Annotated in this window: 22 protein-coding genes; 5 read left to right on the top strand and 17 right to left on the bottom strand. The window is 58.5% G+C overall.

The annotated features are described in order from the left end of the window. The first annotated feature begins 96 nt into the window (after positions 1 to 96). Positions 97 to 1,257 carry an AAA family ATPase gene (locus tag DJ564_RS02015; protein WP_109627275.1) on the top strand — a complete coding sequence of 387 codons (1,161 nt, stop codon included), beginning with the start codon at positions 97 to 99 and terminating at the stop codon, positions 1,255 to 1,257. 603 nt (positions 1,258 to 1,860) lie between these two features. On the opposite strand, the gene DJ564_RS02010 is transcribed toward DJ564_RS02015, so the two are convergent. The 4 genes from DJ564_RS02010 to DJ564_RS01995 form a co-directional block, all read right to left on the bottom strand. After that, complete coding sequence (locus DJ564_RS02010) at positions 1,861 to 2,643, bottom strand: MetQ/NlpA family ABC transporter substrate-binding protein (RefSeq protein ID WP_064675356.1); 783 nt, start codon at positions 2,641 to 2,643, stop codon at positions 1,861 to 1,863. Positions 2,644 to 2,804: 161 nt separating this feature from the next. After that, positions 2,805 to 3,737 (bottom strand): sigma 54-interacting transcriptional regulator, encoded by a 933-nt coding sequence (locus DJ564_RS02005; RefSeq protein ID WP_109627273.1) that lies wholly within the window; start codon positions 3,735 to 3,737, stop codon positions 2,805 to 2,807. Positions 3,738 to 3,794: 57 nt separating this feature from the next. Further along, on the bottom strand, positions 3,795 to 4,376 hold the full coding sequence (locus DJ564_RS02000; RefSeq protein WP_109627271.1) for an alpha/beta hydrolase: 582 nt from the start codon (positions 4,374 to 4,376) through the stop codon (positions 3,795 to 3,797). Between the two features lie 383 nt (positions 4,377 to 4,759). Next, positions 4,760 to 5,833 (bottom strand): fatty acid desaturase, encoded by a 1,074-nt coding sequence (locus DJ564_RS01995; RefSeq protein WP_109627269.1) that lies wholly within the window; start codon positions 5,831 to 5,833, stop codon positions 4,760 to 4,762. Positions 5,834 to 5,933: 100 nt separating this feature from the next. Between DJ564_RS01995 and DJ564_RS01990 the strand changes: the two genes are divergently transcribed. Beyond that, positions 5,934 to 6,938 (top strand): AraC family transcriptional regulator, encoded by a 1,005-nt coding sequence (locus DJ564_RS01990; RefSeq protein WP_109627267.1) that lies wholly within the window; start codon positions 5,934 to 5,936, stop codon positions 6,936 to 6,938. Between the two features lie 81 nt (positions 6,939 to 7,019). Here DJ564_RS01990 and DJ564_RS01985 read toward each other — a convergent pair whose 3' ends face one another. From DJ564_RS01985 to DJ564_RS01965, 5 genes are all read right to left on the bottom strand, one after another. Next, positions 7,020 to 8,252, bottom strand: coding sequence for a type II toxin-antitoxin system HipA family toxin (locus DJ564_RS01985; RefSeq protein ID WP_109627264.1), 1,233 nt, complete (start codon positions 8,250 to 8,252; stop codon positions 7,020 to 7,022). Beyond that, entirely contained in the window at positions 8,245 to 8,493 is a 249-nt protein-coding gene (locus DJ564_RS01980; RefSeq protein ID WP_109627262.1) for a helix-turn-helix domain-containing protein, read from the bottom strand. The genes DJ564_RS01985 and DJ564_RS01980 overlap by 8 nt, the downstream gene beginning before the upstream one ends. Positions 8,494 to 8,605: 112 nt before the next feature. Next, entirely contained in the window at positions 8,606 to 8,971 is a 366-nt protein-coding gene (locus tag DJ564_RS01975; protein WP_109627260.1) for a response regulator, read from the bottom strand. Between the two features lie 184 nt (positions 8,972 to 9,155). Continuing rightward, positions 9,156 to 9,485, bottom strand: coding sequence for a hypothetical protein (locus DJ564_RS01970; RefSeq protein ID WP_109627258.1), 330 nt, complete (start codon positions 9,483 to 9,485; stop codon positions 9,156 to 9,158). 70 nt (positions 9,486 to 9,555) lie between these two features. Further along, positions 9,556 to 10,242: a Crp/Fnr family transcriptional regulator gene (locus tag DJ564_RS01965; RefSeq protein WP_109627254.1), complete on the bottom strand. Its 687-nt coding sequence runs from the start codon at positions 10,240 to 10,242 to the stop codon at positions 9,556 to 9,558. Between the two features lie 84 nt (positions 10,243 to 10,326). Here DJ564_RS01965 and DJ564_RS01960 point away from each other — a divergent pair, with 84 nt between their 5' ends. After that, on the top strand, positions 10,327 to 10,845 hold the full coding sequence (locus DJ564_RS01960) for a DUF962 domain-containing protein (RefSeq protein ID WP_109627252.1): 519 nt from the start codon (positions 10,327 to 10,329) through the stop codon (positions 10,843 to 10,845). Positions 10,846 to 10,936: 91 nt separating this feature from the next. Here the strand turns inward: DJ564_RS01960 and DJ564_RS01955 are convergent, their stop codons facing one another. The 6 genes from DJ564_RS01955 to dibA all read right to left on the bottom strand — a co-directional run bounded on the left by DJ564_RS01955 (position 10,937) and on the right by dibA (position 17,139). Next, complete coding sequence (locus DJ564_RS01955) at positions 10,937 to 11,926, bottom strand: sulfate/molybdate ABC transporter ATP-binding protein (RefSeq protein WP_109627250.1); 990 nt, start codon at positions 11,924 to 11,926, stop codon at positions 10,937 to 10,939. Positions 11,927 to 11,929: 3 nt separating this feature from the next. Beyond that, positions 11,930 to 12,799, bottom strand: coding sequence for a sulfate ABC transporter permease subunit CysW (gene cysW / locus DJ564_RS01950; protein ID WP_109627248.1), 870 nt, complete (start codon positions 12,797 to 12,799; stop codon positions 11,930 to 11,932). Positions 12,800 to 12,811: 12 nt separating this feature from the next. After that, a complete protein-coding gene (cysT, locus tag DJ564_RS01945; protein WP_109627246.1) occupies positions 12,812 to 13,630 on the bottom strand; it encodes a sulfate ABC transporter permease subunit CysT in 819 nt (272 codons plus the stop codon). 175 nt (positions 13,631 to 13,805) lie between these two features. Then, positions 13,806 to 14,819, bottom strand: coding sequence for a sulfate ABC transporter substrate-binding protein (locus DJ564_RS01940; RefSeq protein ID WP_109627244.1), 1,014 nt, complete (start codon positions 14,817 to 14,819; stop codon positions 13,806 to 13,808). A 70-nt stretch (positions 14,820 to 14,889) separates the two neighbouring features. Continuing rightward, positions 14,890 to 15,072: a sulfur starvation response protein OscA gene (gene oscA, locus DJ564_RS01935; RefSeq protein WP_007945260.1), complete on the bottom strand. Its 183-nt coding sequence runs from the start codon at positions 15,070 to 15,072 to the stop codon at positions 14,890 to 14,892. 147 nt (positions 15,073 to 15,219) lie between these two features. Continuing rightward, on the bottom strand, positions 15,220 to 17,139 hold the full coding sequence (gene dibA / locus DJ564_RS01930; RefSeq protein ID WP_109627242.1) for a phosphodiesterase DibA: 1,920 nt from the start codon (positions 17,137 to 17,139) through the stop codon (positions 15,220 to 15,222). Between the two features lie 147 nt (positions 17,140 to 17,286). Here dibA and desA point away from each other — a divergent pair, with 147 nt between their 5' ends. Both desA and DJ564_RS01920 read left to right on the top strand, forming a co-directional pair. Next, positions 17,287 to 18,471 (top strand): delta-9 fatty acid desaturase DesA, encoded by a 1,185-nt coding sequence (gene desA / locus DJ564_RS01925; RefSeq protein WP_109627240.1) that lies wholly within the window; start codon positions 17,287 to 17,289, stop codon positions 18,469 to 18,471. A gap of 271 nt (positions 18,472 to 18,742) precedes the next feature. Next, a complete protein-coding gene (locus DJ564_RS01920; RefSeq protein WP_109627238.1) occupies positions 18,743 to 19,732 on the top strand; it encodes a sensor domain-containing diguanylate cyclase in 990 nt (329 codons plus the stop codon). A gap of 210 nt (positions 19,733 to 19,942) precedes the next feature. Here DJ564_RS01920 and DJ564_RS01915 read toward each other — a convergent pair whose 3' ends face one another. Together DJ564_RS01915 and gabT are read right to left on the bottom strand one after the other, a co-directional pair. Then, on the bottom strand, positions 19,943 to 21,157 hold the full coding sequence (locus tag DJ564_RS01915; protein ID WP_109627236.1) for an HDOD domain-containing protein: 1,215 nt from the start codon (positions 21,155 to 21,157) through the stop codon (positions 19,943 to 19,945). Positions 21,158 to 21,295: 138 nt separating this feature from the next. After that, positions 21,296 to 22,573, bottom strand: a complete 1,278-nt coding sequence (gene gabT / locus DJ564_RS01910; RefSeq protein ID WP_109627234.1) for a 4-aminobutyrate--2-oxoglutarate transaminase — start codon at positions 22,571 to 22,573, stop codon at positions 21,296 to 21,298. Between the last annotated feature and the right edge of the window lie 76 nt (positions 22,574 to 22,649).

The following is a 22,649-nucleotide window of genomic DNA, read 5'->3' as shown; positions in this document are numbered from 1 at the left end:
GCGCGAGCAAGCTCGCTCGCCACAAAAGCTCGCTAGTGAGATCACAGTGTTCCCGACAATAAGGCAAACTGACGGCCTCTGCAGCAGGACGCTCTTATGCTCAAAACCCTCGCGGTGGCCAATTACCGCTCGATCAATAAATTGGTGATTCCGCTGGGTCGGTTGAACCTGATTACCGGTCCCAATGGCAGCGGTAAATCCAACCTCTACCGCGCATTGCGGTTGCTGGCGGAAACCGCTCAGGGTGGCGTCGTCAACGCCTTGGCCCGCGAGGGCGGGCTGGATTCGACGTTCTGGGCCGGGCCGGAAACCATCACCCGGCGCATGCGCAATGGTGAAGTCCCGATCGAGGCGACCGTACGCCACGGCGCCAAGCGTCTGCGCCTGGGATTCGCTGGCGAGGATTTCAGCTACTCGATCGCCCTGGGTTTACCGGAGCCGAGCCTGTCTGAGTTTTCCCTGGACCCGGAAATCAAAAAGGAATGCATCTGGAACGGCCCGGTTTATCGCCCGGCCAGTCTTCTAGTGGAACGTAACGGCCCAATGATCCGCGCCCGTGTCGGTCGCGACTGGGACGTACTGGCCCAGCACACACCGAATTTCGACAGCCTGTTCGATCAGGTCGGCAGCTTCCGTACCTCGCCGGAAGTCATGCAATTGCGTGAGTTCATCCGCCGCTGGCGCTTCTACGATCACTTTCGCAGCGATGCCGATGCGCCGGTGCGCCAACCACAATTGGGCACCCGCACGCCGGTGTTGCACCACGACGGTCGCGACCTCGCCGCCGCGTTGCAGACGATTCGTGAAATCGGCGACCCCGAGGCGCTGCAGACTGCGATCAGCGACGCGTTTCCCGGTGCGCGGTTGAACATCGCGCCGTTGCAGGGCGGGCGGTTTGCGATTGAGTTTTTCCAGGAGGGGTTGCTGCGGCCGTTGTCGGCGGCCGAGTTGTCGGATGGGACCTTGCGTTATTTGCTGCTGGTGGCGGCGCTGCTGACGCCTCGGCCGCCGACGTTGATGGTGCTGAACGAGCCGGAAACCAGTTTGCACCCAGATCTGTTGCCGGCGCTGGCGCGGTTGATTATCCGGGCATCGGAGCAGTGCCAGGTTTGGGTGGTGTCCCATGCGCGGCGATTGATTACGGCGTTGCAGGAGGATCCGGAATGCAATTGCATTGTGTTGGAGAAAACATTGGGCCAGACGGGGATTGTCGGGCAGCGGGTGCTGGATGAGCCTGCCTGGCATTGGCCAGACTAAGTCCGCGTCTGATCACCGCTTTCGCGAGCAAGCCCGCTCCCACATCAGACCGCGTCCCGTCTGGGCAACTCGGTCAACTGTGGGAGCAACTGTCTTGATGCCCTTTGTTTTAAAAGAATATTGATATCACGCAAAAAACTATTCTGCGGATTTGCCGAGGCAAGGGAACACGACTATTTTCCTTGCAGCTGTAGGAGGGATCTTTTTTTCGAAAAACCCCTCCAAGGACGCACAGCTTTTGGCCAGACTCCCTGGCCGAACCCTCACAAGGAAGAGAAAAATGGCTGACGTGAAAGTGCCGCAGCGGTTGGATCCGCAGGAAATCGTGAAATTGTTGGTGGCGTTGCGCAGGGCGTTGAAGGCCAGGGTGGCCTGAATGCGCGGGCGCTTTTGTGGCGAGGGAGCTTGCTCCCGCTCGACTGCGCAGCAGTCGCAAAATCAGTCGAAACGGTGTGCCTGAAGAAGCGCATGTGCAGGTTTTAGGGTCGCTTCGCAACCCAGCGGGAGCAAGCTCCCTCGCCACAGGTTTCTCGCAGGCAAAAAAAACGCCGACGCTCTATCAGCCGTCGGCGTTCGAAACCTTGAAGGGTTTTACCTCGCGAATCAGAACGCCGGCAGTACCGCGCCGCTGTACTTCTTCTCGATGAATGCTTTCACTTCCGGGCTGGTCAGGGCTTTGGCCAGTTTCTGGATGGCAACGCTGTCCTTGTTGTCCGGACGGGCCACCAGGAAGTTCACGTAAGGCGAATCCGCACCTTCGATGACCAGCGCGTCTTTAGCCGGGTTCAGACCTGCTTCCAGCGCGTAGTTGGTGTTGATCATGTCCAGGTCGACCTGGTCCAGCACACGCGGCAGCATGGCCGATTCCAGTTCCTTGAACTTGAAGTTGTGCGGATTCTTGGCGATGTCTTTCGGGGTGGCCAAGGCGTTTTTCGGGTCTTTCAACTCGATCAGGCCAGCCTTCTGCAGCAGGATCAGGGCACGGCCGCTGTTGCTGCCTTCGTTCGGGATGGCAATGGTCGCGCCGTCTTTCAGCTCAGCCAGGGATTTGACTTTCTTCGAGTAGCCGCCGAACGGTTCGACGTGCACACCGATCACGGTCACCAGGTTGGTGCCTTTGCCTTCATTGAAGCTTTTCAGGTACGGCAGGGTCTGGAAGTAGTTGGCGTCCAGACGCTTCTGATCGACCTGTACGTTCGGCTGAACGTAGTCGGTGAAGACTTTGATTTCCAGGTCCACGCCTTCTTTGGCGAGGGTTGGCTTGATCAATTCAAGAATCTCGGCGTGTGGAACGGGGGTCGCCGCAACCACCAGTTTCTCGCCAGCCTGGGCCAGGCCCGCAGTCAGGGCCGCCGCCAGTGCGGTGAACAACAGAACCTTTTTCATGCAGTGTCCTTATCGAAAATCACGGTCGTCGTCGACGACGGCTATTAGTACGAGTGCCAGTGAAGTGCTATCGCTGGCGTGAAGCGGACAATACCGGGATTTTTTATTCCCGAACAATATCTTTTATTCACTTTCATATTCCATTTTGTTCATACCGATAACTACAGCGTCTGCGCCAGGTTTTCCAGCAAACGCTTGAGTGCCGAACGCTCGGCAGCCGTGCCGCTTTTGATCGTGTGAGTTACTTGTTGCTCAATCTGCACCAACGACACAGGCACCTCCGGCAGATTCAAATGCTCAGGCAGAATCTCGTCGCCGGTGCTGACCAGCAGCGCAAAGTGAATGACGTTTTCCAGCTCCCGGGTGTTGCCCGGCCAACTGTGCCGCTCCAGCACAAGCTGCGCGGCTTCGCTGATCAGCGGCACCGGCAGGTCGAGGCGCTGGCTGTAGATGCCGAGGAAATATTCGGACAACGAAAGGATATCGCCGACTCGCTCGCGCAATGCGGGCAGTTCGAGCTGGCCTTCGCCGAGGTAGTGATAAAGCCGTTCATGAAATTTCCCGGCCGCCACCGCTTGCGCCAGGTCGATGCTGGTGGCTGCCACCAGGCGCACGTCCACCGGGCTCGGTTGATGAGCGCCAACGCGGGTGACTTCGTGGTTTTCCAGCGCGACGAGCAATTTGATCTGGATTGGCAGCGGCAAGTCGCCGATCTCATCCAGATAAAGCGTTCCCCCGTTGGCCGAACCGAACCACCCCGCACGGCTGCTGGCCGAACCGCTGTAACTGCCGGCGGCGTAGCCGAACAGTTCAGCGTCGGCATAGGTCGGGCTGATGGCACCGCAATTGACCGAGACAAACAACCCGCCGCGATCACTCGCACGATGAATATGCCGCGCGAGCAATTCCTTGCCGCTGCCGGTCTCGCCACGGATCAACACTGAGATCGAGCGCGGCGCCAGTTGCTCCAGCTCCTGGCGCAACTGACGGGAGCGCGGATCGACAAACACCAGCGCCTTGGCACGAATGCTCAGCGGGCTTTTTTCGGCGTCGGGGAAGGTCAGCAGTGGCTGGCCGAAGGCTTCAAAACTCATGGCAGACTCCCGCCCAAAACCGCCGGGGAGACGGGGGGCGTTTAACAGGAAAAAGGTTTACGCACGTCGCAGGGCGTGATGTTCCATACGGTTTTGCAGGCGATAGAGATAGGCAAAACCCTGCTCCCAGCGCTGGTGACCGGACTTCACGTTGATGTGTCCGGCACCCGCCAGAATCCCCGCCTCGGCACCCCAGTTACGGGCCAGCTCAAGAGCTCGCGGCGCACTGACGGCGCTGTCGTTGTCGGAGCTGACGACCTGACTCGGGAAGGGTAACAAGTGGCTCGGGATCGGCGCGAAGTTACGCAGCGCCGGCGAGCACGCGGGGCGCTCGACGTCCGCCGGCGCGACCAGCAAGGCACCGCGCACCTGACGCAAAAGATTCAGAGGTGCAGTGGCGGCCCAATGGGCAACGGTAATGCAACCCAGACTGTGCGCAATCAAGATCACCGGCGTGCTGTCAGCGGCAATCGCCTCGGCCAGCGCCGCCACCCAGTCTTCACGACGTGGCGTCAACCAATCGGCCTGCTCCACCCGCGCGCTGTTCGGCAGACTGTTCTGCCAGTGGCTTTGCCAATGATCTTCCGGCGATCCTTGCCAGCCCGGCACAATCAGGTAGCGAATTGATTCGTTGCGCATGGGGGAACTCTCCTGCTGCGTGTCTGTTCCTGATCGAGTATAGGGACGGGAGTTATATTCGTTAAGGAATAAGAAGCTATTTATTAAGATCTATAATGAATATGCAGCGATTTTGAATAGACAAAAAAAAGGGACCGCACCCTGCCAAGGAGACGGCCCCGGAAACTCAAAATCTATTTGCGCTGATCAACAATTCTGAAGCCGATGATTGGCGAGATCAGTTATCCAATAAAGGAATATTTAATTCCTTTGTTAGACCCGAATTACATATACCAATCATCCTGAACAACCGTCGAATCATCGTCGCTTGCGTCACAACCTACCGTTCCTTTGGGTCAAATTGATGACGGACGTTTTCGCTTTTGAGTTTCCGCAGACGTTGCTCAGACCTGAGCAGCATGCACTTGCTGTGGCTCCGTCGCGTCCTTGCGCACAAACCGGTTCGCCCGCCCAAACGTCCCGAAATCGTTGAACCGCACGCCCATCTCACGCATCACCTTATGCGCCACCGGCACGGTCATCTGGCGGATGTAAAACGGTTCCTTCACCACAAAGTGATGAATCCCGTGGCTGCTGCCGAAGTTGAAGCAGAACGCCTGCATCGGCCACATCCACCAAGGGTTCAGCACCTGGGTTTGCTGAATCACATTGCCCGGCTCCACGTCTCCGTAGTAGTGCATGTTGGAGCTGACAAAGTGCAGGCAGAACGTACGCAATACGTTCGGGCCGATGATCACCACGGCAGCGATGTCGATCACCTGCATCACTGACAGCGTGGTCGCCGACCATTCGATTGGCGTCCCCAGCAGATAGGCAATGCCATTAGCCGCATGAAAACCGAGGAACACATACCACGCGCCCCAATGCACCAGCGCCAGCGGCGCGTACACCTTCAGTGCGCGTTTGATGATGCTGATTTTATGAGCCCAGGTATTCGCCCGCAGCATGCGAATGAACGCCGACATCACGTTGTCGCCGACCATCAGCAGCCGCGCAAAACCCCAGGGTTCACCATTGGTGATCGCGCGCTCTTCCATGTCGGCTTCCGTACCGGACACCTTGTGGTGATTGAGGTGCAAATGCCGACGAATCCACGGATTGATCGTGCTCGGCCGTGCCAACCACACCAGCCCCATCATCAGGTTATGCGGCACGCGTTGCTTGCGAAAGTACATGCTATGAATCAGGTCGTGTTCCAACTCGTGGGTCAACGAGGCGAAGAACGCATTGAGCAACAGGCACACCCACCAGGCCATGTGCCCGGTCAGGTAGAGCGCCGCCGAACCGATCATTCCAGCCAGGGCGAAGGCCAGAATGCCCGCGCCCAAGGCGTCCTGATGGTTGAGAATCGGGTAGCGTTTGCGCAGCTCGACGCCTCTGGCCAGCACCACTTCGCGAATATGGGCTGATCGTTGGGCGGCATTCAGTCGTTGGGGACTTGCAGAAGTACGGTCCATGCTTCCATCCTCTGGTTATTGATGTTCGCATCCTGCCTTGTGAACCCTCGCAAGGTGGTAGCCGTGAACGCCAACCTGTTGACCGGAAGCGCCAATCAGCATGACTGAACCGACCTCCCTCGCCAGCTGGACCCGCGCCCTGCGCAAGCAACTTGATGCGTTGGGCCTCGACAGCACCGCCCTGTGCCAACAGGCGGGGCTCGACCCGCAGTTGATGGACGACCCGAACGCCCGTTACCCGTTGTCGGGCACCACGCGCCTGTGGGAAATCGCGGTGCAGGTCAGTGGCGACCCGGCGATTGGCCTGCGGGTGTCGCGCTTTGTCAGCCCGACAACGTTTCATGCGCTCGGTTATGCATTGGTGGCCAGTGGCAGTCTGCGTGAAGTGTTCGAGCGCATCGTGCGTTATCACCAGGTGGTCAGCGATGCTTTGGAACTGGAGCTGACTCGCACCGAGGATCGCTACCGTTTCCGCCTGAAAATTCCCGAAGGCAATCCCGCACCGGCACTCGAAGCCATCGACGCATTTGCCGCGATCTACGTGCGCACCTGCCGCAATCGCCTGGGCCGCGAATATGCTCCCATGGCGGTGTACTTGCGCCGCCCGGAACCGGCCGACCCGCATCAATGGCACAAAGTCTTTCGTTCACCGGTGTATTTCGCTGCCGACGAGGACCGACTGGAATTCGCCCTCATGGACTTCGACAGTCACCTGGACGACGCCAACCCGGAACTGGCCGAACACAACGAAGCGGTGCTCAAGCGCACCCTGGCGCAACTCAAACCGCTGACCTGGGAACGCAAGGTCCGCGATGCCATTGAAGAGCAATTGCCTGAAGGCGAACCCAGCGCCGAACACATCGCCAAGGCCCTGCACTTGAGCTTGCGCAGCCTGCAACGGCATCTGGCGGACGAAGGCTGTCGGTTCGATACGCTGCTCAACGAAAGTCGGGAAAACCTGGCGCTGCTGCACCTGCGTGATCCGCAATGCTCATTGAGTGAGATCAGTTATTTGTTGGGGTTCGCCGATACCAGCAGCTTCAGCCGCGCGTTCAAACGCTGGACCGGGATGACACCGGGGCAGTTTCGGGATGGGTTGCGGTGACAAATCTGGAAGGTGGATTGACTGTTCCGGGTTCATCGCGAGCAAGCTCGCGAAGGCGATCGTCAATGCACTACATCGTTCTCAGCTTTTGATCAGACTTCGTGCAACACCTGATTTCCACTGATCCATCATCGCGTCGCCAACCTCGGCAAAACCGCGGTTAGCCCGAATGTAGTGAACCATCTCGCCCATCGCCACATCCATCCCATGAGCAACCTGTTGCAGCAGTTCATTGCAGCGCCCTTCCGTCAGGTTGCAGGCCGAACGACCAAACCGCATCAACATTTTGTACTTGGGCCAAGCCTTTGATCCACCTAACAGCAACGCCATGCTGTCGGACTTGATGTAGACCGACGTCGTGACGATGTCGTAGGCCGGAGCGAGGTTGATCTGAGCATCGGTGGCGCAATGTTCGTACAGCACCCCGAAGTTCTTGAGGTGAGCGTCGCCATTCTTCAAACCGGACGAGAGCGCGACGATCTTGAAGAAAGATTCAAGCGCCTGGTTGAGCAATGACGGGGAGACAAATTCTTTGATTTGCTTCGCGGCACCTTCATACGAGCCATCGTATTTGGCCTTCGATGGCCAGGCATTGAGGACACAAAAATCCTCGAACCCCAAATACCCTCGATCATTGAGATCGAAACGTTTGACGACCAGAAATTTACCGTGCTCGCTGAGTTCAAATGTCGGCACTTCAAGTCCGCAATGCAGCGCGGCACGCATGCAGAAATACTCGTTGGCCGCGAGCTCGGGGTATTCCTCTGGACGAAAGGATTTGACCAGGTGCGTCGCGCCTCGATGGGTCAGTCGGTCGACCGTTGTCGCACTGTCCCGGACAAGCACTTTCGGCTGGACGCCCGAAACACCCGAATACTGGCCATAGGTGTGCAACAGATCATCGAACAAACCTTGCGCGCCGTCATGTATAAGAAGATCCGCAAGGCTGGTTTCCGGGGGCCGGTCACTCGCATCTTGCGCGTTCGCAATGCCCACTCGTCCAAGCTGATACGGGCCGACAATCGCCAGCATCGCGAAATCATCAAACCCGCGCACCGCTTTGCTGAAACGACGAACCAATTCATCGCGCAGAGCGCCCTCGGGCAGGTTCATTTCGAAAATGGGCAGTACACCTTGCTCCCACGTGTAACTCTCAAGGCGCGTCGGCATGGTCAGCGAGACTGCGTTTTCTTCCTGCGCGTTTTCGGCGTAGGTAAAAACCGAATCTGCGCGAGACTGACCACGACCGAGGGTGCCTATTGCCCCTCCGGAAACACTGATGTGCAGCCTGTCCTTTTCCTGCTGCTCAGCCATGGAAGTTGGCCTTTTTCAGAGAGTCCAACGTTGGGCGCTTCGACTGACGGGGCACGGCGGTAAGCACGTATCCGAATCCATTAAGGATCGCCTCAACCTTACGCAGACCAATTTCCGAGAGGGTGTTGTTCTCGATACCTGAAATCGTGGAACGGCTCATGCCGTACTGTTTTGCCAGTGCATCCTGAGAAAGCTTTCGCTCTTTGCGTAGAGACCGGATGAGTTCGCCAAGGTTTTCCATTGTTCAACCTGCATCGTATACCGTGCAATTTTCCACAAATTGTGGATATGCATTGTATTTAGTGCAGTTTTATACCGAAGTCCAGCTCATTTTTTATCCCAGACCCTTGAATCTACCGCCCCCGATCCCGCCGCAACAACTTGCGCACCCGCGCCACCAGGTCACTCACGGCAAACGGCTTGAGCAAGTAATCATCCTCATGCAGCTCCAACCCGCGCAGGCGATCTTCGATGCCATCCTTGGTAGTGAGGAACAGTACCGGCGTGTCGCCGAGCTTGCGGATCTGCTGCTGCAACTGCCAGCCGTTGAGGCCCGGCAGCATCACGTCGAGGATGATCAGTTGGTATTCGCCGGACTCGATAAAGCGCCGGCCGTCCATTCCGTTAAGCGCCACGTCGACCGCATAACTCGCCTCGTTCAGGCCGTTGGCCAGGCGTTGGGCGATCTCCGGTTCGTCTTCTACTAACAGCACACGCATGGCACACCTCGATTGTTCAGGCTTACAGGCTAAGCCTCTTCGAGTGGGTTGCCCATGACAAACTTGTGTTTCAAGCTGAAGGTACTAACGAGGATGGCTTTGTTGATAGAACCAACGCTTTCGACAATCTGCCTGAAGCCGCACACACCACGTGCGGCAATGAAAGTTTTTAAGCATGTGCTGATCAGGGAGTGACGGTGAAATCGAATATTTTCGACCACTCAGATGTTTCACGATTGTCCATTTGCACCGCAAACGCACTATATCGCCGTACATCCATATCCACCGAAACCGACCACACACCGTTTTTTACCACGGCAGACGCGTATTCCGTTCCATCAATGGGCACGGCGACAACATAGACGTGCCAGCCCTCCTCACCAGTGCCCGAGAATTCCACGGGACTTTTGACGCTGCTGCCAGGCGCCGGAGAGTTCACTACAGGTGCAGGGATCGCGTTAAGTGACGGCCTATACCTACCCTTCACTTCATTGTCATTGCTCATATCGTTCATAACGCCCATCTCCTTTGGTTGTCGTCATCGACAATCTCCTTTTACCTCTCTGAACACCCTATTTCTACTGTCATATCTGACAGGTAGCCCGCAATTTTTCCAGGTTCAGGATTTCAATTTCACCGTAGCTGAGACCCAGAATCCCCTGCCCCTGCAAGTCCTTCAGAATCTGATTGGTCGTCTGCCGCGACAGCGACAACATCGACGCCAATTGCTCCTGCGGCAGTTGCAGCACCCGTCGCGGCGGATCGAACTCGCCATAACCTTCGGCAATCATCAGCAGGCGATGCGCCAGACGTGCCGGCGCTGGCATCAGGCTCAGTTGTTCGAGGCTGACGAAGGTCAGGCGTAGTTTGTGGCTCATCAGCAGCGCCACTTGCCGCCAGTACACCGGTTGTTCGTCGAGCAACGCCAGCAGCGCCGCCTGCGGGATGTGCAACAGCGTGCACTGGCCCACGCCGAACGCATCGTGGGTGCGGGGCTGGCCGTCGAACAGGCTGATTTCGCCGAACCAGTGGGGCGACTCCACCAGGCTCAGCAATGCTTCCTTGCCCTGCTCGCTGACCGCGCCGATGCGCACCGAGCCTTCGAGCACCGCATACAGCCCGCACGGCGGATCACCGCGCTTGAACAGCAGTTGCCCCGACGACAACCGTCGCACCCGGGCCGCAGCCAGCAGACTATCCTGTAAGTGGACAGGTAAATGACTGAACCACTGCCCCGACTCCAGGCGCGAACGCCAGACCTGCATGTCCATGAAAACTCCTGGAGATTGTCGCCTGCCTGACAGAGCGAAAGGTGAGCCCGAGGCATGATCAATCACCCTACAGGAGGAATAACAATGAAAAGCCTCGTTGACCATCTCAGTCAATACGCCGCGTACCACCGTGACCCGCGCAACATTGCCAGCCACTTTATCGGGATTCCGTTGATTGTGGTGGCCGTGGCGGTGTTGCTGTCGCGGCCGCAATGGCTTGGAGGCTGGGTTTCCCCGGCGATGCTGGTGGCACTGGCCTCGGGGTGGTTTTACCTGCGCCTGGAGGTGCGGCTCGGGGTGTTGATGACTGTTTTGCTGGGGCTGTGCGTCTGGGCGGGTCAGGTGCTTGCGCAGCAAAGTACGCTGGTGTGGCTGGCGAGCGGGCTCGGGATGTTTGTGGTGGGCTGGGCGATTCAGTTTGTCGGCCATCATTACGAAGGACGCAAACCGGCGTTTGTCGATGATGTGACGGGGTTGATTGTCGGGCCGTTGTTTGTGGCGGTTGAGCTGGCGTTTTTGCTGGGGTTACGGCGGGATTTGAAAGAGCAGATCGAGGCGCGGGTGGGGGGTGTGCGGGTTAATCCGAAGCGTGCTGCTGCGTAGATCGCTTTCGCGGGCAAGCCTCGCTCCCACAGGGGTTCTATATACACCATAGATCCCGTGTGGGAGCGGGCTTGCTCGCGAAGCTTTTGCTTTAGATGTTGGCGAGTTTCTGCCAGACCTTGGGTTTGAAGAACAACGTCTCGCCCTTCGCCAAACCGATCAGGCTGTCGTGATCCTTCACCACTTCAGCTTCGATCAACTCGCTCTGGCCTTCGACCTTCAACGTGACCCGAGTCGTCGCGCCCAGCGGACGGATATCCCGTACCTCGGCCGCATGGTGATCTTCCAGCTCATGCCGCGACAGTGACACTTCGTGCGGACGGAACAGCACGTGGTTGTCTTCACCCAGATGCAGACGGTTCGAATCGCCGAGGAAGTGATAAACGAAATCGCTGGCCGGGTTTTCGTAGACGTCGCCCGGTGAGCCAATCTGTTCGATCACGCCTTTGTTCATCACCACGATACGGTCGGCGACTTCCATGGCCTCTTCCTGATCGTGGGTCACGAACACCGAGGTCAGGTTGATGTCTTCGTGCAGCCGCGCCAGCCAGCGACGCAGTTCTTTACGGACCTTGGCATCGAGGGCGCCGAACGGCTCGTCGAGCAGCAGCACTTTCGGCTCAACCGCCAGGGCACGGGCCAACGCGATGCGCTGACGCTGACCGCCGGAGAGTTGCTCCGGGTAGCGATCCGACAGCCAGTCCAGTTGCACCATGTTCAGCAGTTCATGCACCTTCACCGCAATCTGGCTTTCACTCGGGCGCTGGTTTTTCGGTTTCATGCGCAGGCCGAACGCGACGTTGTCGAACACCGTCATGTGCCGGAACAGCGCGTAGTGCTGAAACACGAAGCCGACATTGCGATCACGCACGTCATGGCCGGAAACGTCTTCCCCGTGGAACACGATGTTGCCCTGATCCGGGGTTTCCAGGCCGGCGATGATCCGCAGCAGCGTGGTTTTACCGCAACCGGAAGGGCCGAGCAGGGCCACGAGTTCGCCGCTCTGGATGTCCAGACTGATGTTGTCCAGCGCCTTGAACGCATTGAAATTCTTGCTGACGTTACGCACTTCAATCGACATGAATTATTCCTCCGCGGCGCTGGCGCGCAGGCGGTTAATACGGTTTTCGCTCCACTGCTTAAGCAGCAGGATGAAGAGCGCCATGATCAGCAACAGGCTCGCCACAGCGAACGCGGCCACGTGGTTGTATTCGTTGTAGAGGATCTCGACGTGCAGCGGCAAGGTGTTGGTCACCCCGCGAATGTGCCCGGAAACCACCGACACCGCACCGAATTCACCCATCGCCCGCGCGGTACACAACACCACGCCGTAGATCAGGCCCCATTTGATATTGGGAACGGTGACGTGCCAGAACATCTGCCAGCCATTGGCGCCCAGCAGGCGCGCGGCTTCCTCTTCCTGCGTACCTTGTTCCTGCATCAGCGGGATCAGCTCACGCGCCACGAACGGCACGGTGACGAAGATCGTCGCCAGCACGATGCCCGGCAAGGCGAAGACGATCTGGATGTCGTGATCCTGCAACCACGGCCCGAACAGGCCCTGGGCGCCGAACATCAGCACGTAGACCAGACCGGCGATGACCGGCGAGACCGAGAACGGCAGGTCGATCAGCGTGACCAGCATACTTTTGCCACGGAACGAGTATTTGCTCACACACCACGCCGCGCTGACGCCGAACACCACGTTCAGCGGCACCGAAATCAGCACGGCGATGACCGTGAGTTTCAGGGCCGACAAAGCGTCGGGTTCGAAGATCGCGGTGAAGAACGCACCGATTCCGAGCTTCAGGCCCTGAGACACCACGATCACCAGCGGCAGCAACAGGAACAGGGCGAACACCAGCCAGCCAAGGCCGATCAGGATTCGCCGCGATGAAGCGCTGCCACGGCGGGCGGCGTTCGAGGAAGCAGCAGCAATAGACGATTGGGACATTTCTGCGCCTCCTTATGGGGTTTCGATGCGTCGTTGCAGCAAGTTGATCAGCAGCAACAGAACGAAGGAAACCACCAGCATCAGTACACCAATGGACGTGGCACCGGTGTAATCGTACTGGTCGAGTTTGACCATGATCAGCAGCGGCAGGATCTCGGTTTTCATCGGCATGTTGCCGGCGATGAAAATCACCGAACCGTACTCGCCGACCCCACGGGCAAAGGCTAGCGCGAAACCGGTGAGCCAGGCTGGCAGCAGCGCGGGCACCAGAATATGGCGGAAAACCTGCAACGGTTTTGCGCCCAGGCAAGCCGCCGCCTCTTCCACTTCACGGGGGATATCGGCCAATACTGGCTGTACGGTACGTACTACGAATGGAAGCGTCACAAAAGTGAGGGCAAGGGTGATGCCGAGGGGGGTATACGCGATCTTGAAACCCAGGTCCGCTGCAAACTGACCCACCCAACCATTGGGCGCGTATAGCGCAGTCAGCGCGATACCGGCCACGGCAGTGGGCAATGCGAAGGGCAGGTCGATCATCGCGTCGATGATCTTTCGACCCGGAAAGGTATAGCGCACCAGCACCCAGGCCAGCAGCGTGCCGATAATGCCGTTGATGATCGCGGCATAGAGCGCGGTGCCGAAGCTCAGCTTCAACGCGGCGAGCACCCGTGGCGCCGAGATAATCGCCCAGAACTGATCCCAGGTGAGTTGAGCGGCATGCACGAACATCGCCGCCAGTGGAATGAGCACAATCAGGCTGAGGTACACCAAGGTGTAGCCCAGCGTCAGCCCGAAGCCGGGTATGACGGGGGAGATACGACGCGACATAAAAGTCCTTGGTTAAAAAGCTATCCGCTAAACGCATCAATGTGGGAGCGGGCTTGCTCGCGAAGAAGGGGTATCAGTCAACATTGTCGTCGTCTGACACACCGCCTTCGCGAGCAAGCCCGCTCCCACAAAGTACGCGCCCAAGCATAAGGCTCGTGGTGAGGCTTAAGTCAGGTTATTGCGCCTGGTAGATCTGGTCGAACACGCCGCCATCATTGAAGAATTTCGGCTGAGCGCTTTTCCAGCCGCCGAAGTCCTTGTCGATGGTCACCAGCTCCAGGGTCGGGAACTGCTTGCTGTACTTGGCGGCCACATCCTTGTCACGTGGACGATAGAAGTTTTTCGCCGCAATTTCCTGACCCGCCGGGCTGTACAGGTGCTTGAGGTACGCCTCGGCGATCTCGGCATTGCCCTTTTTCTCGGCGTTCTTGTCGACCACAGCCACCGGCGGTTCAGCCAGGATCGACAGCGAAGGCACGACGATTTCGAACTTGTCAGCGCCGCCGTCTTCTTTCAGCGCCAGGAACGCTTCGTTTTCCCAGGCCAGCAACACGTCGCCCTGACCGTTGTTGACGAAGGTGATGGTCGAACCGCGAGCGCCGGTGTCCAGAACCGGAACGTGTTTGAACAGGGTCTGCACGTATTCCTTGGCCTTGGCTTCGTCACCACCGTTGGCTTTCAGGCCGTAGGCCCAGGCCGCGAGGAAGTTCCACCGCGCACCGCCGGAAGTTTTCGGGTTCGGGGTGATCACCGACACGTCGTTCTTGACCAGATCGCCCCAGTCTTTGATGCCTTTAGGGTTGCCCTTGCGCACCAAAAACACGATGGTCGAGGTGTAAGGTGTGCTCGCCTCCGGCAGACGCTTTTGCCAGTCGGCCGGCAGGGTCTTGCCGAGTTTGGCGATTTCATCGATGTCACCGGCCAGGGCCAGGGTCACCACGTCGGCGCGCAGACCGTCGATCACGGCTCGGCCTTGCTTGCCCGAACCACCGTGGGATTGCTGGATTTTCACGTTATCGCCAGCGTGGTCCTTCTTCCAGAAGTTGACGAACTCAGCGTTGTAATCCTGGTACAGCTCGCGAGTCGGGTCGTACGACACGTTGAGCAACTCGTAATCCTTGGCAACCGCAGAACCGGCAAAAAGGGCACTGGCCAGGGCGGCCAAAGCGAAATGACGAATCGACGACATGGTGAAAGCTCCTGGAATTCTTGGTGTGTTGGCTTTTTTTATGGTGTGCTGGAAGCGGGTTGCCGGTTTGTCAGCTCGGTTTGTTGCTCGGGTTCTGCAAACGGAATTTCTCTTTGCGTTCGATCTGAACCACCTGGGCGTTGTGCACGGTGATTTCCACAGCGCCAAAACGCAGATCACGCAGCGCGCTCTGAATCTCACGCAAGATGGTGGCTTCGTCTTGACCGTCAACGCTACGTAGGGATGCGCTCATCGTGCTGCTCCTTCAACTGAGAGGTTGCCTGGCAGTGGCGGCACTGCTTGCGGCGTGAGAGCAATAGTAGAGACGCGCAGATATTCTTAAAAAGACTATTTAAGAATGTTTATATAACCAAATGAAATTATTTGATGGGGCGTGGGTTTAGCGGATTTCCGGCTCGTGCGACCACTGCAACTGCTCGGCCGGAACCGGTCGCCCAAACCAGTAGCCCTGCCCCAGATCGCAATCCTGTTCGAGCAGGAAGCGGGCCTGCTCGACCTGCTCGATCCCCTCGGCATGCACCTGCATCCCCATGCTTTGCGCCAGCGCGATGATCACTCGCACGATCGCCACGTCATCCTCATCCCACGGCAAACCGGCGACAAAACCCTGATCGATCTTGAGCTTCTGCACCGGCAACCGCTTGAGCCGCAGCAGCGACGAATAGCCTGTGCCGAAATCATCGATGGCCAGCCGCACACCCAGCTCGCGCAGTCGATGCATCTGCTCCAACGCCACTTCCGGGTCTTCCATCACCGCGCTCTCTGTAACTTCCAGCTCCAGATACGCTGGATCGAGCCCGGTTTCGTGCAGCACTTTCGCCACTTGCTGAAAGAGCTCACGGCGAGCGAACAATCGAGAAGAGACGTTCACCGCGACAAACGACAACGCCACACCGGCCTGCTGCCACAAACACATTTGCTGACAAGCCTGGCGCATCACCCAGGTATCGACTTCTGCGATCAACCCGGTGCGTTCGGCGATGGGAATGAATTCTGCTGGCGGCACCAGCCCGCGCTTCGGGTGCTCCCAGCGCACCAGCGCCTCGACGCCAACCAGGCGACGGCTCCTGAGGTCGTGAACCGGCTGGTAATAAACGCGCAGCTCCTGCTGCTCCAGCGCTCGGCGCAGCTCTACGGCAGTCTCGACCCGGTTCTGGGCATGGGCTGTCAGCTCTTCGGTATAAAGGGCGTAGCCATCGCGGCCGGCGCTTTTGGCCTTGAACAGCGCCGAGTCAGCGTTACGCAATAGTTGTTCAGCACTCAAGGCATCGCCGGGGAACAGGCTGATACCGATGCTGGTATTGATGAACAGTTGATGCCCGCCAATCAGGAACGGCTCTTTGAGTCCATCAATGATCCGCTGCGCCAGCGCCGCTGCCTGCATCAATTGCGGACAGCTTTCGGCGAGCACCGCGAACTCATCCCCCCCCAGTCGCGCCAACGTGATCTCCGGGCCAAGCAAGGCCTGCAAACGCTCGGCCACGGCTTTGAGCAGTTCGTCGCCGACCCTGTGTCCGAGGCTGTCGTTGATCATCTTGAAATGATCCAGATCGACCATCAGCAATGCACAGCCACGCTTGTGGAGTTGCGCCGACGTCAATGCCTGTTCGGTACGGTCGGTGAACAGTAGGCGGTTAGGCAAATCCGTCAGCGGGTCGTGATGCGCCAGATGCTTGAGTTCATGTTCGGAGTTCTTGATTGCGCTGATATCGGAAAACACGGCGACGTAGTGACTGAGCTGGCCATGATCGTCGTGAATGATGCGGATCGTCTGCCATTGCGGGTAGATCTCACCGCTTTTGCGGCGGTTCCAGATTTCCCCGCTCCACTCACCGATGCTATTGAGTGTCGCGAACATCGCCTGGTAAAAATCCGCTGGGTGATGGCCCGACTTGAACAGACTTGGCCGCTGACCCAACACTTCCTCAAGCGAGTAACCGGTGATTTCCATGAACGCCCGGTTAACGTGGACGATCAACCCGTTGCTATCAGTGACCAGCACACCTTCACGGGTGCAATCGAATACCGCAGCCGCCTGACGCAAACGCTCGCGGTCGTCATGACGCTCACGCAATGTGGCGCCGATCCCAAGGCACCGGAGCAATCGCGCTCGGGCGATGAAGATCAGCCCGGCACTAAACGCGACCCAGACGTAACCGTTGATCAGTTGCCATCGCAGTAACTCAGCAGAGTCATCGAAGAAACTGTTCAATAAGTAACCGCTAAACTGCAGCCAGACCGCGGAAAGCACCAAGTAAAGCAGCGCTGCACGTAAGGCATCGCGATATGTGGCAGACATTCGACCGTCCATGTCCCTGCAAAATGATTGGGATTATAGGATAAAGAAACATCCAGCCACTCTTATCTGAAAGGGTGACTGGTTTTATCTGTGGGCTTAGTGATAATGCAACGGCTGTTTTTTTATTTATCGAGGGCCCTATAGCCTATGTGGTACGAAGGTTTTCTCGGCTTGTCGCCCTGGTCACTGGTGGCAGTCACCCTGCTGATGACCCACGTCACGATCGTTGGCGTCACGGTCTATCTGCATCGTTATTCAGCCCATCGCTCGCTTGAGCTCAATGCTGGCCTGAAACATTTCTTCCGCTTCTGGCTGTGGCTGACCACGGCGCAGAACACCCGCGAGTGGACCGCTATCCACCGCAAGCATCACGCCAAGTGCGAAACCGTCGATGACCCGCACAGCCCGGTCATCAAGGGCCTGTCCACCGTTCTGCGCAAAGGTGCCGAGCTGTACCGCGCCGAAGCGGAAAACCCGGAGACCCTGCGCATCTACGGCAAGAATTGCCCGGAAGACTGGATCGAGCGCAATCTGTATAGCCGCTTCCCGATGCTGGGCGTGGGGATCATGGCGGTCATCGACCTGCTGCTGTTCGGCACCATCGGCATCACCATCTGGGCCATCCAGATGATGTGGATTCCGGTGTGGGCCGCCGGCGTGGTCAATGGCCTGGGCCATGCCATCGGTTACCGCAATTTCGAATGCCGCGACGCGGCGACCAATCTGGTGCCTTGGGGCATCCTGATCGGCGGTGAAGAACTGCATAACAACCATCATACCTATCCGAACTCGGCGAAATTGTCGGTGAAGAAGTGGGAATTCGACCTCGGTTGGGCCTGGATTCAGGTCTTCAGTTTCTTCCGTCTGGCCAAGGTCCAGCGGGTTGCGCCAATCGCCCACCGCGTCGAAGGCAAAGGCAGCCTGGACATGGACACCGCCATGGCGATCCTCAACAACCGCTTCCAGATCATGGCCCAGTACCGCAAATTGGTGATCGCTCCACTGGTCAAGCAAGAGCTGGAAAAGGTCGATCACTCGGTCCGTCACCAGTTTCACCGGGCAAAACGTCTGCTTTCGCGAGAAACCAGCCTGCTGGACGAAAAACACCACGTGCGCATCCAGACCATGCTCGAGCACAGCCAGGCACTGAAGGTAATTTACGAAAAACGCCTGGCCTTGCAGCAGATCTGGGTCAAGACCAGCTCAAATGGTCACGACATGTTGGCCGCCATCAAGGATTGGGTTCACGAAGCCGAAGCCAGCGGGATTCAATCCCTGCGCGACTTCGCCGACCAGTTGAAGACCTACTCCCTGCGCCCTGCCGCCGTCTGACCCGGCGCCACAAGCTTGCCTCTGGAAAGGGGGCTTGCCTGTGGTGAGGGGATTTATCCCCGTTCGGTTGCGAAGCAACCGCAAAACCGGCGACGCGTTTCAACTGACTGAACGCGTCGCCTATACCGCCCGGCGGGAGCAAGCTCCCTCGCCACCAAGGGCGGGAACCAAACGCCAAATCCCCTATCTCAAAGACACTTCGCCACCCGGCGGGCTTTGCTGTAGCCGCTTTCGAAACTCGAGCGGCGTACGCCCTTTGAGATTCGTCCCGATGGTTCATAAAGACCCACAAGACTCATCCCTTCCTCAGTGGCCGGACGCTGCTCAAACCCTGATGGCACTCATGCATGCCCAAGGCGAAGTCGCACGTCTGAGCGAACGCGAACAGCTGTTCAGCTCCCTGCTGGTGAGCGTCAACGCGGTGCTTTGGGCATTCAATTGGGAAACCCGTCAGGTGCTCTACGTCAGCCCGGCCTATGAACGGATTTTTGGCCGTTCCGCCGGGCTGTTGCTGTCCGACTACAACGAGTGGCGCGACTGCATTTACCCCGATGATCTGGACTATGCCGAGCGCAGCCTGGCCGAAGTGCTGGTCAAAGGCGCCGTTGAAGACCGCGAATACCGCATCATCGCGGCCGACGGCCAGGTACGCTGGGTCAGCGACAAGTGCTTCATCAATCGCCAGGCCGAGCCGGGCCAACCGGTGATCATCGTCGGCATTGCCGAAGACATCACCGAAAAGAAACGAATGGAGGCTGAGCTGCAACGCCTGGCGACCACCGACGTGCTGACGCAAAGCAGCAATCGCCGACACTTCTTCGAATGCGCCCAGCGCGAGTTTGCCCTGGCGCGCAAGCAAGGCGCACCCATGGCGTTCCTGCTGCTGGACATCGATAACTTCAAAGTGGTTAACGACACCTACGGCCATCAAGCCGGCGACAACGTGCTGCAACGAATCGCCGAGAGCGGTCGTGTCGCGTTACGCCGAGGGGATTTGTTCGGAAGGATCGGTGGCGAGGAATTCGCTGCGGTGTTCCCGGGATGCGCACCCGACATGGCCATGCAAGTCGCCGAGCGCCTGCAACGGCAAATCCAGCAATTGAGCTTCAGCCATGATGACCAGATGTTCGGCATCACTGTCAGCCAGGGTTTGACCAGCCTGACGGAGGAGGATGATTCCCTCGACAGCGTGTTCGCCCGCGCAGATGCCGCGATGTATGAGGCCAAGCGCCAGGGCAAAAACCGCATCATTTCGGGCTGACCCAAAACCCAGATCCAACCCAAAACCCCTGTGGGGACGAGCCTTTGTGGTGAGGGGATTTATCCCCGTTGGGTCGCGCAGCGGCCCCAAAACCTGCGATACGGAGTATCAGATACACCGAGTGCATTCGTTCTGCGACTGCTTCGCAGCCGAACGGGGATAAATCCCCTCACCACAAGGCCCGCTCCCACACTGGGTTATGCGTAGTGTTTATTTTTTGCGCAGGCGCATCAATTCCGGCAAGCCAATCTTGAGCAACCGCGCAGTCCGGCTCTTGGCCAATGCCTCAACGCCCTCATGCTCGGTCAGGTGCGCCAGTTGCGCGGCCATGTTCATCACCAGCGCTTCGCGGGAGTAAACCCCGCCACCGAGCTGGTAGGCCGCAGCAATCAGCTCTCGCAGCTCCAGCGGCAGCCGCCAGCGCGTCCGCAGCGAAGAACCGTAGGCTGCACCGAACTCGGCCAAGGCATTGCCCACCTCCTCCCATTCATCCAGCTCGCCACCGGCCTGCTTCCATTCCTGCAAACACAGGAGCAACGCAAGGTCGCCAAGGCAATGCAGCATGCCCGCGCAATAACAGCGCTCCTGATCCAGGTCCAGCAAGCGCGCCAGCCTGCGAGCGTATTCGGCGGTGTGCAGTGACAAGTCCCAAAAACGCTCGGCATAGTCCGCCAGGAACGGATCGCTGAGCCGGGCACTTCGCTTGAGTGCCAACCCGAGGATCAGGTTCATGCTTTGCGCGGAGCCCAAGCGGTGCAGCGCCTGAGACAAGGTCTGGACCGCATCGCCAACATGCAGCGCCGCGCTGTTAGACGCCGCGATCAACACAGCAGTGATGTGCGGGTCGGTGCGGATTTCCTCTTCCAGCCGCACCAGGTCAAGTCCACGGGTATTCAGGCTGGCTTTGACCGCCACCTGCACATCGGCCATCAGCGGCGCACCCTCCGCCAGTTCACGACGGCGCTCCAGGTACACCGAAAGGGTCATGCCAGCCGCCAACGTCGGCATTTCACAATAAACCTCTTCACCAGCGTTCAGCAGCAGATCCTGCAGACGTTGGGTCAGGCTTTCCATGTTCAGGGGTTTGGTCAGGTACGCCGTGGGCGCCAGGGGCAAGGCTTCACGCACGCTGGCACTGTCGTTGCGACTGCTCATCAGAATGAAAGGCAGCGGCGGATTGCGTTTGCGCTGACGGACGTTGCGCAAGACGTTCAGGCCATCGATGCCAGGCAACGCCCAGTCCACGATCACCAGGTCGTAAGGATGTTGCGCCAACAGCTCCAGCGCCTGCGGGCCATCGGCACACAAATCCAGCCGTGCGTCGCAACGCACACTCAACAACACTTGCTTGAGCAGGTCCCGAGACCAAGGGTCAGCCTCGGCAATCAGCACACGGGGTACAGCGGGTAAAACCACAGCGGTCATCTACACACTCCCTTTGCGATGCTTGTACCTTAGTCAATGCTGGTCATTTGGAATGGTGCGAATTGTTTCGGGGACAAAAAAACCCGCCGAAGCGGGTTTTTTGTCGATCAGCTCACACATTCATCTGAGCATCTTAGATCAGAGTTCCGAGAAGCACTCTTCGATGATCGCCAGACCTTTGTCCAATTGCTCATCCGGCGAAGTCAGCGGTACCAGGACGCGCAGAACGTTGCCGTAAGTGCCGCAAGACAGCAGGATCAGACCCTTGTCTCGAGCCTTGGCCACCACCGATGCCACTGCGGCAGCGTTCGGCTTGTGGCTGTCGCCGTCGACGAACAGCTCGACTGCGATCATCGCGCCCAGGGCACGGACTTCGCCGATCACCGGGTACTTGGCCTGAATGGCCTTGAGGCCAGTGACCAGACGCTCGCCGACTGCCTTGCAGCGATCCAGCAGGTGCTCTTCTTCGAACACTTCCATCACGGCCAGGGCCGCAGCGCAAGCGATCGGGCTACCGGCGTAGGTGCCGCCCAGGCCGCCTGGAGCGATGGCGTCCATGTATTCGGCCTTGCCGCAAACACCGGCCAGCGGGAAGCCGCCCGCGATGGATTTGGCGAAGGTGGTCAGGTCGGCGGAAACGCCCATCTGTTCCATCGCGAAGAAGGTGCCGGTACGGCCAGCGCCAGTCTGTACTTCGTCAGCAATCAACAGGATGCCGTGCTGGTCGCACAGCGCGCGCAGACGCTTCATGAACTCTTTCGGCGCGACGTAGAAACCGCCTTCGCCCTGAACCGGCTCGATGATGATTGCAGCGATGTCACGCGGCTCGGCGTCGTTCTTGAAGATACGTTCGATGCTGGCGATCGAATCGTCGACGCTCACACCGTGCAGTTCGTTCGGGTACAGCGCGCGGAAGATGCCGCCTGGCATCAGGCCCATGCCGGCCGAGTAAGGTACGACTTTACCGGTCAGGCCCAGGGTCATCATGGTGCGACCGTGGTAAGCGCCAGTGAAAGCGATCACGCCGGCACGGCCAGTGGCGGCACGGGCGATTTTCACGGCGTTTTCTACCGCTTCGGAACCGGTGGTCACCAGCAGGGTCTTCTTGGCGAAATCACCCGGCACCTTGGCGTTGATTTTTTCGCACACTTCTACGTACGGCTCGTAGGCCAGCACCTGGAAGCAGGTGTGGGTCAGCTTGTTCAGCTGCTCGGTCACGGCGGCGATGATTTTCGGGTGCACGTGGCCGGTGTTCAGTACGGCGATACCGCCGGCGAAGTCGATGAACTCGCGACCTTCAACGTCGGTCACGGTGGCGTTCTTCGCGGACTCGGCGAAGATCGGGTGAATCTGGCCAACACCGCGTGGTACAGCGGCTTCGCGGCGTTTCATCAGGGATGCGTTAGTCTTGCTCATAAAGTCCTCATTCACCGCTCATCGGGCGGCGTGGTTCAAGGAAAATGCGGCGGGGAGGCAACTACGGCAGCATGCG

Source organism: Pseudomonas sp. 31-12 (assembly GCF_003151075.1).
GTDB lineage: Bacteria > Pseudomonadota > Gammaproteobacteria > Pseudomonadales > Pseudomonadaceae > Aquipseudomonas.
The sequence above is the reverse complement of the archived record's forward strand: the minus strand, read 5'-3'. Positions and strand labels throughout refer to the sequence as shown.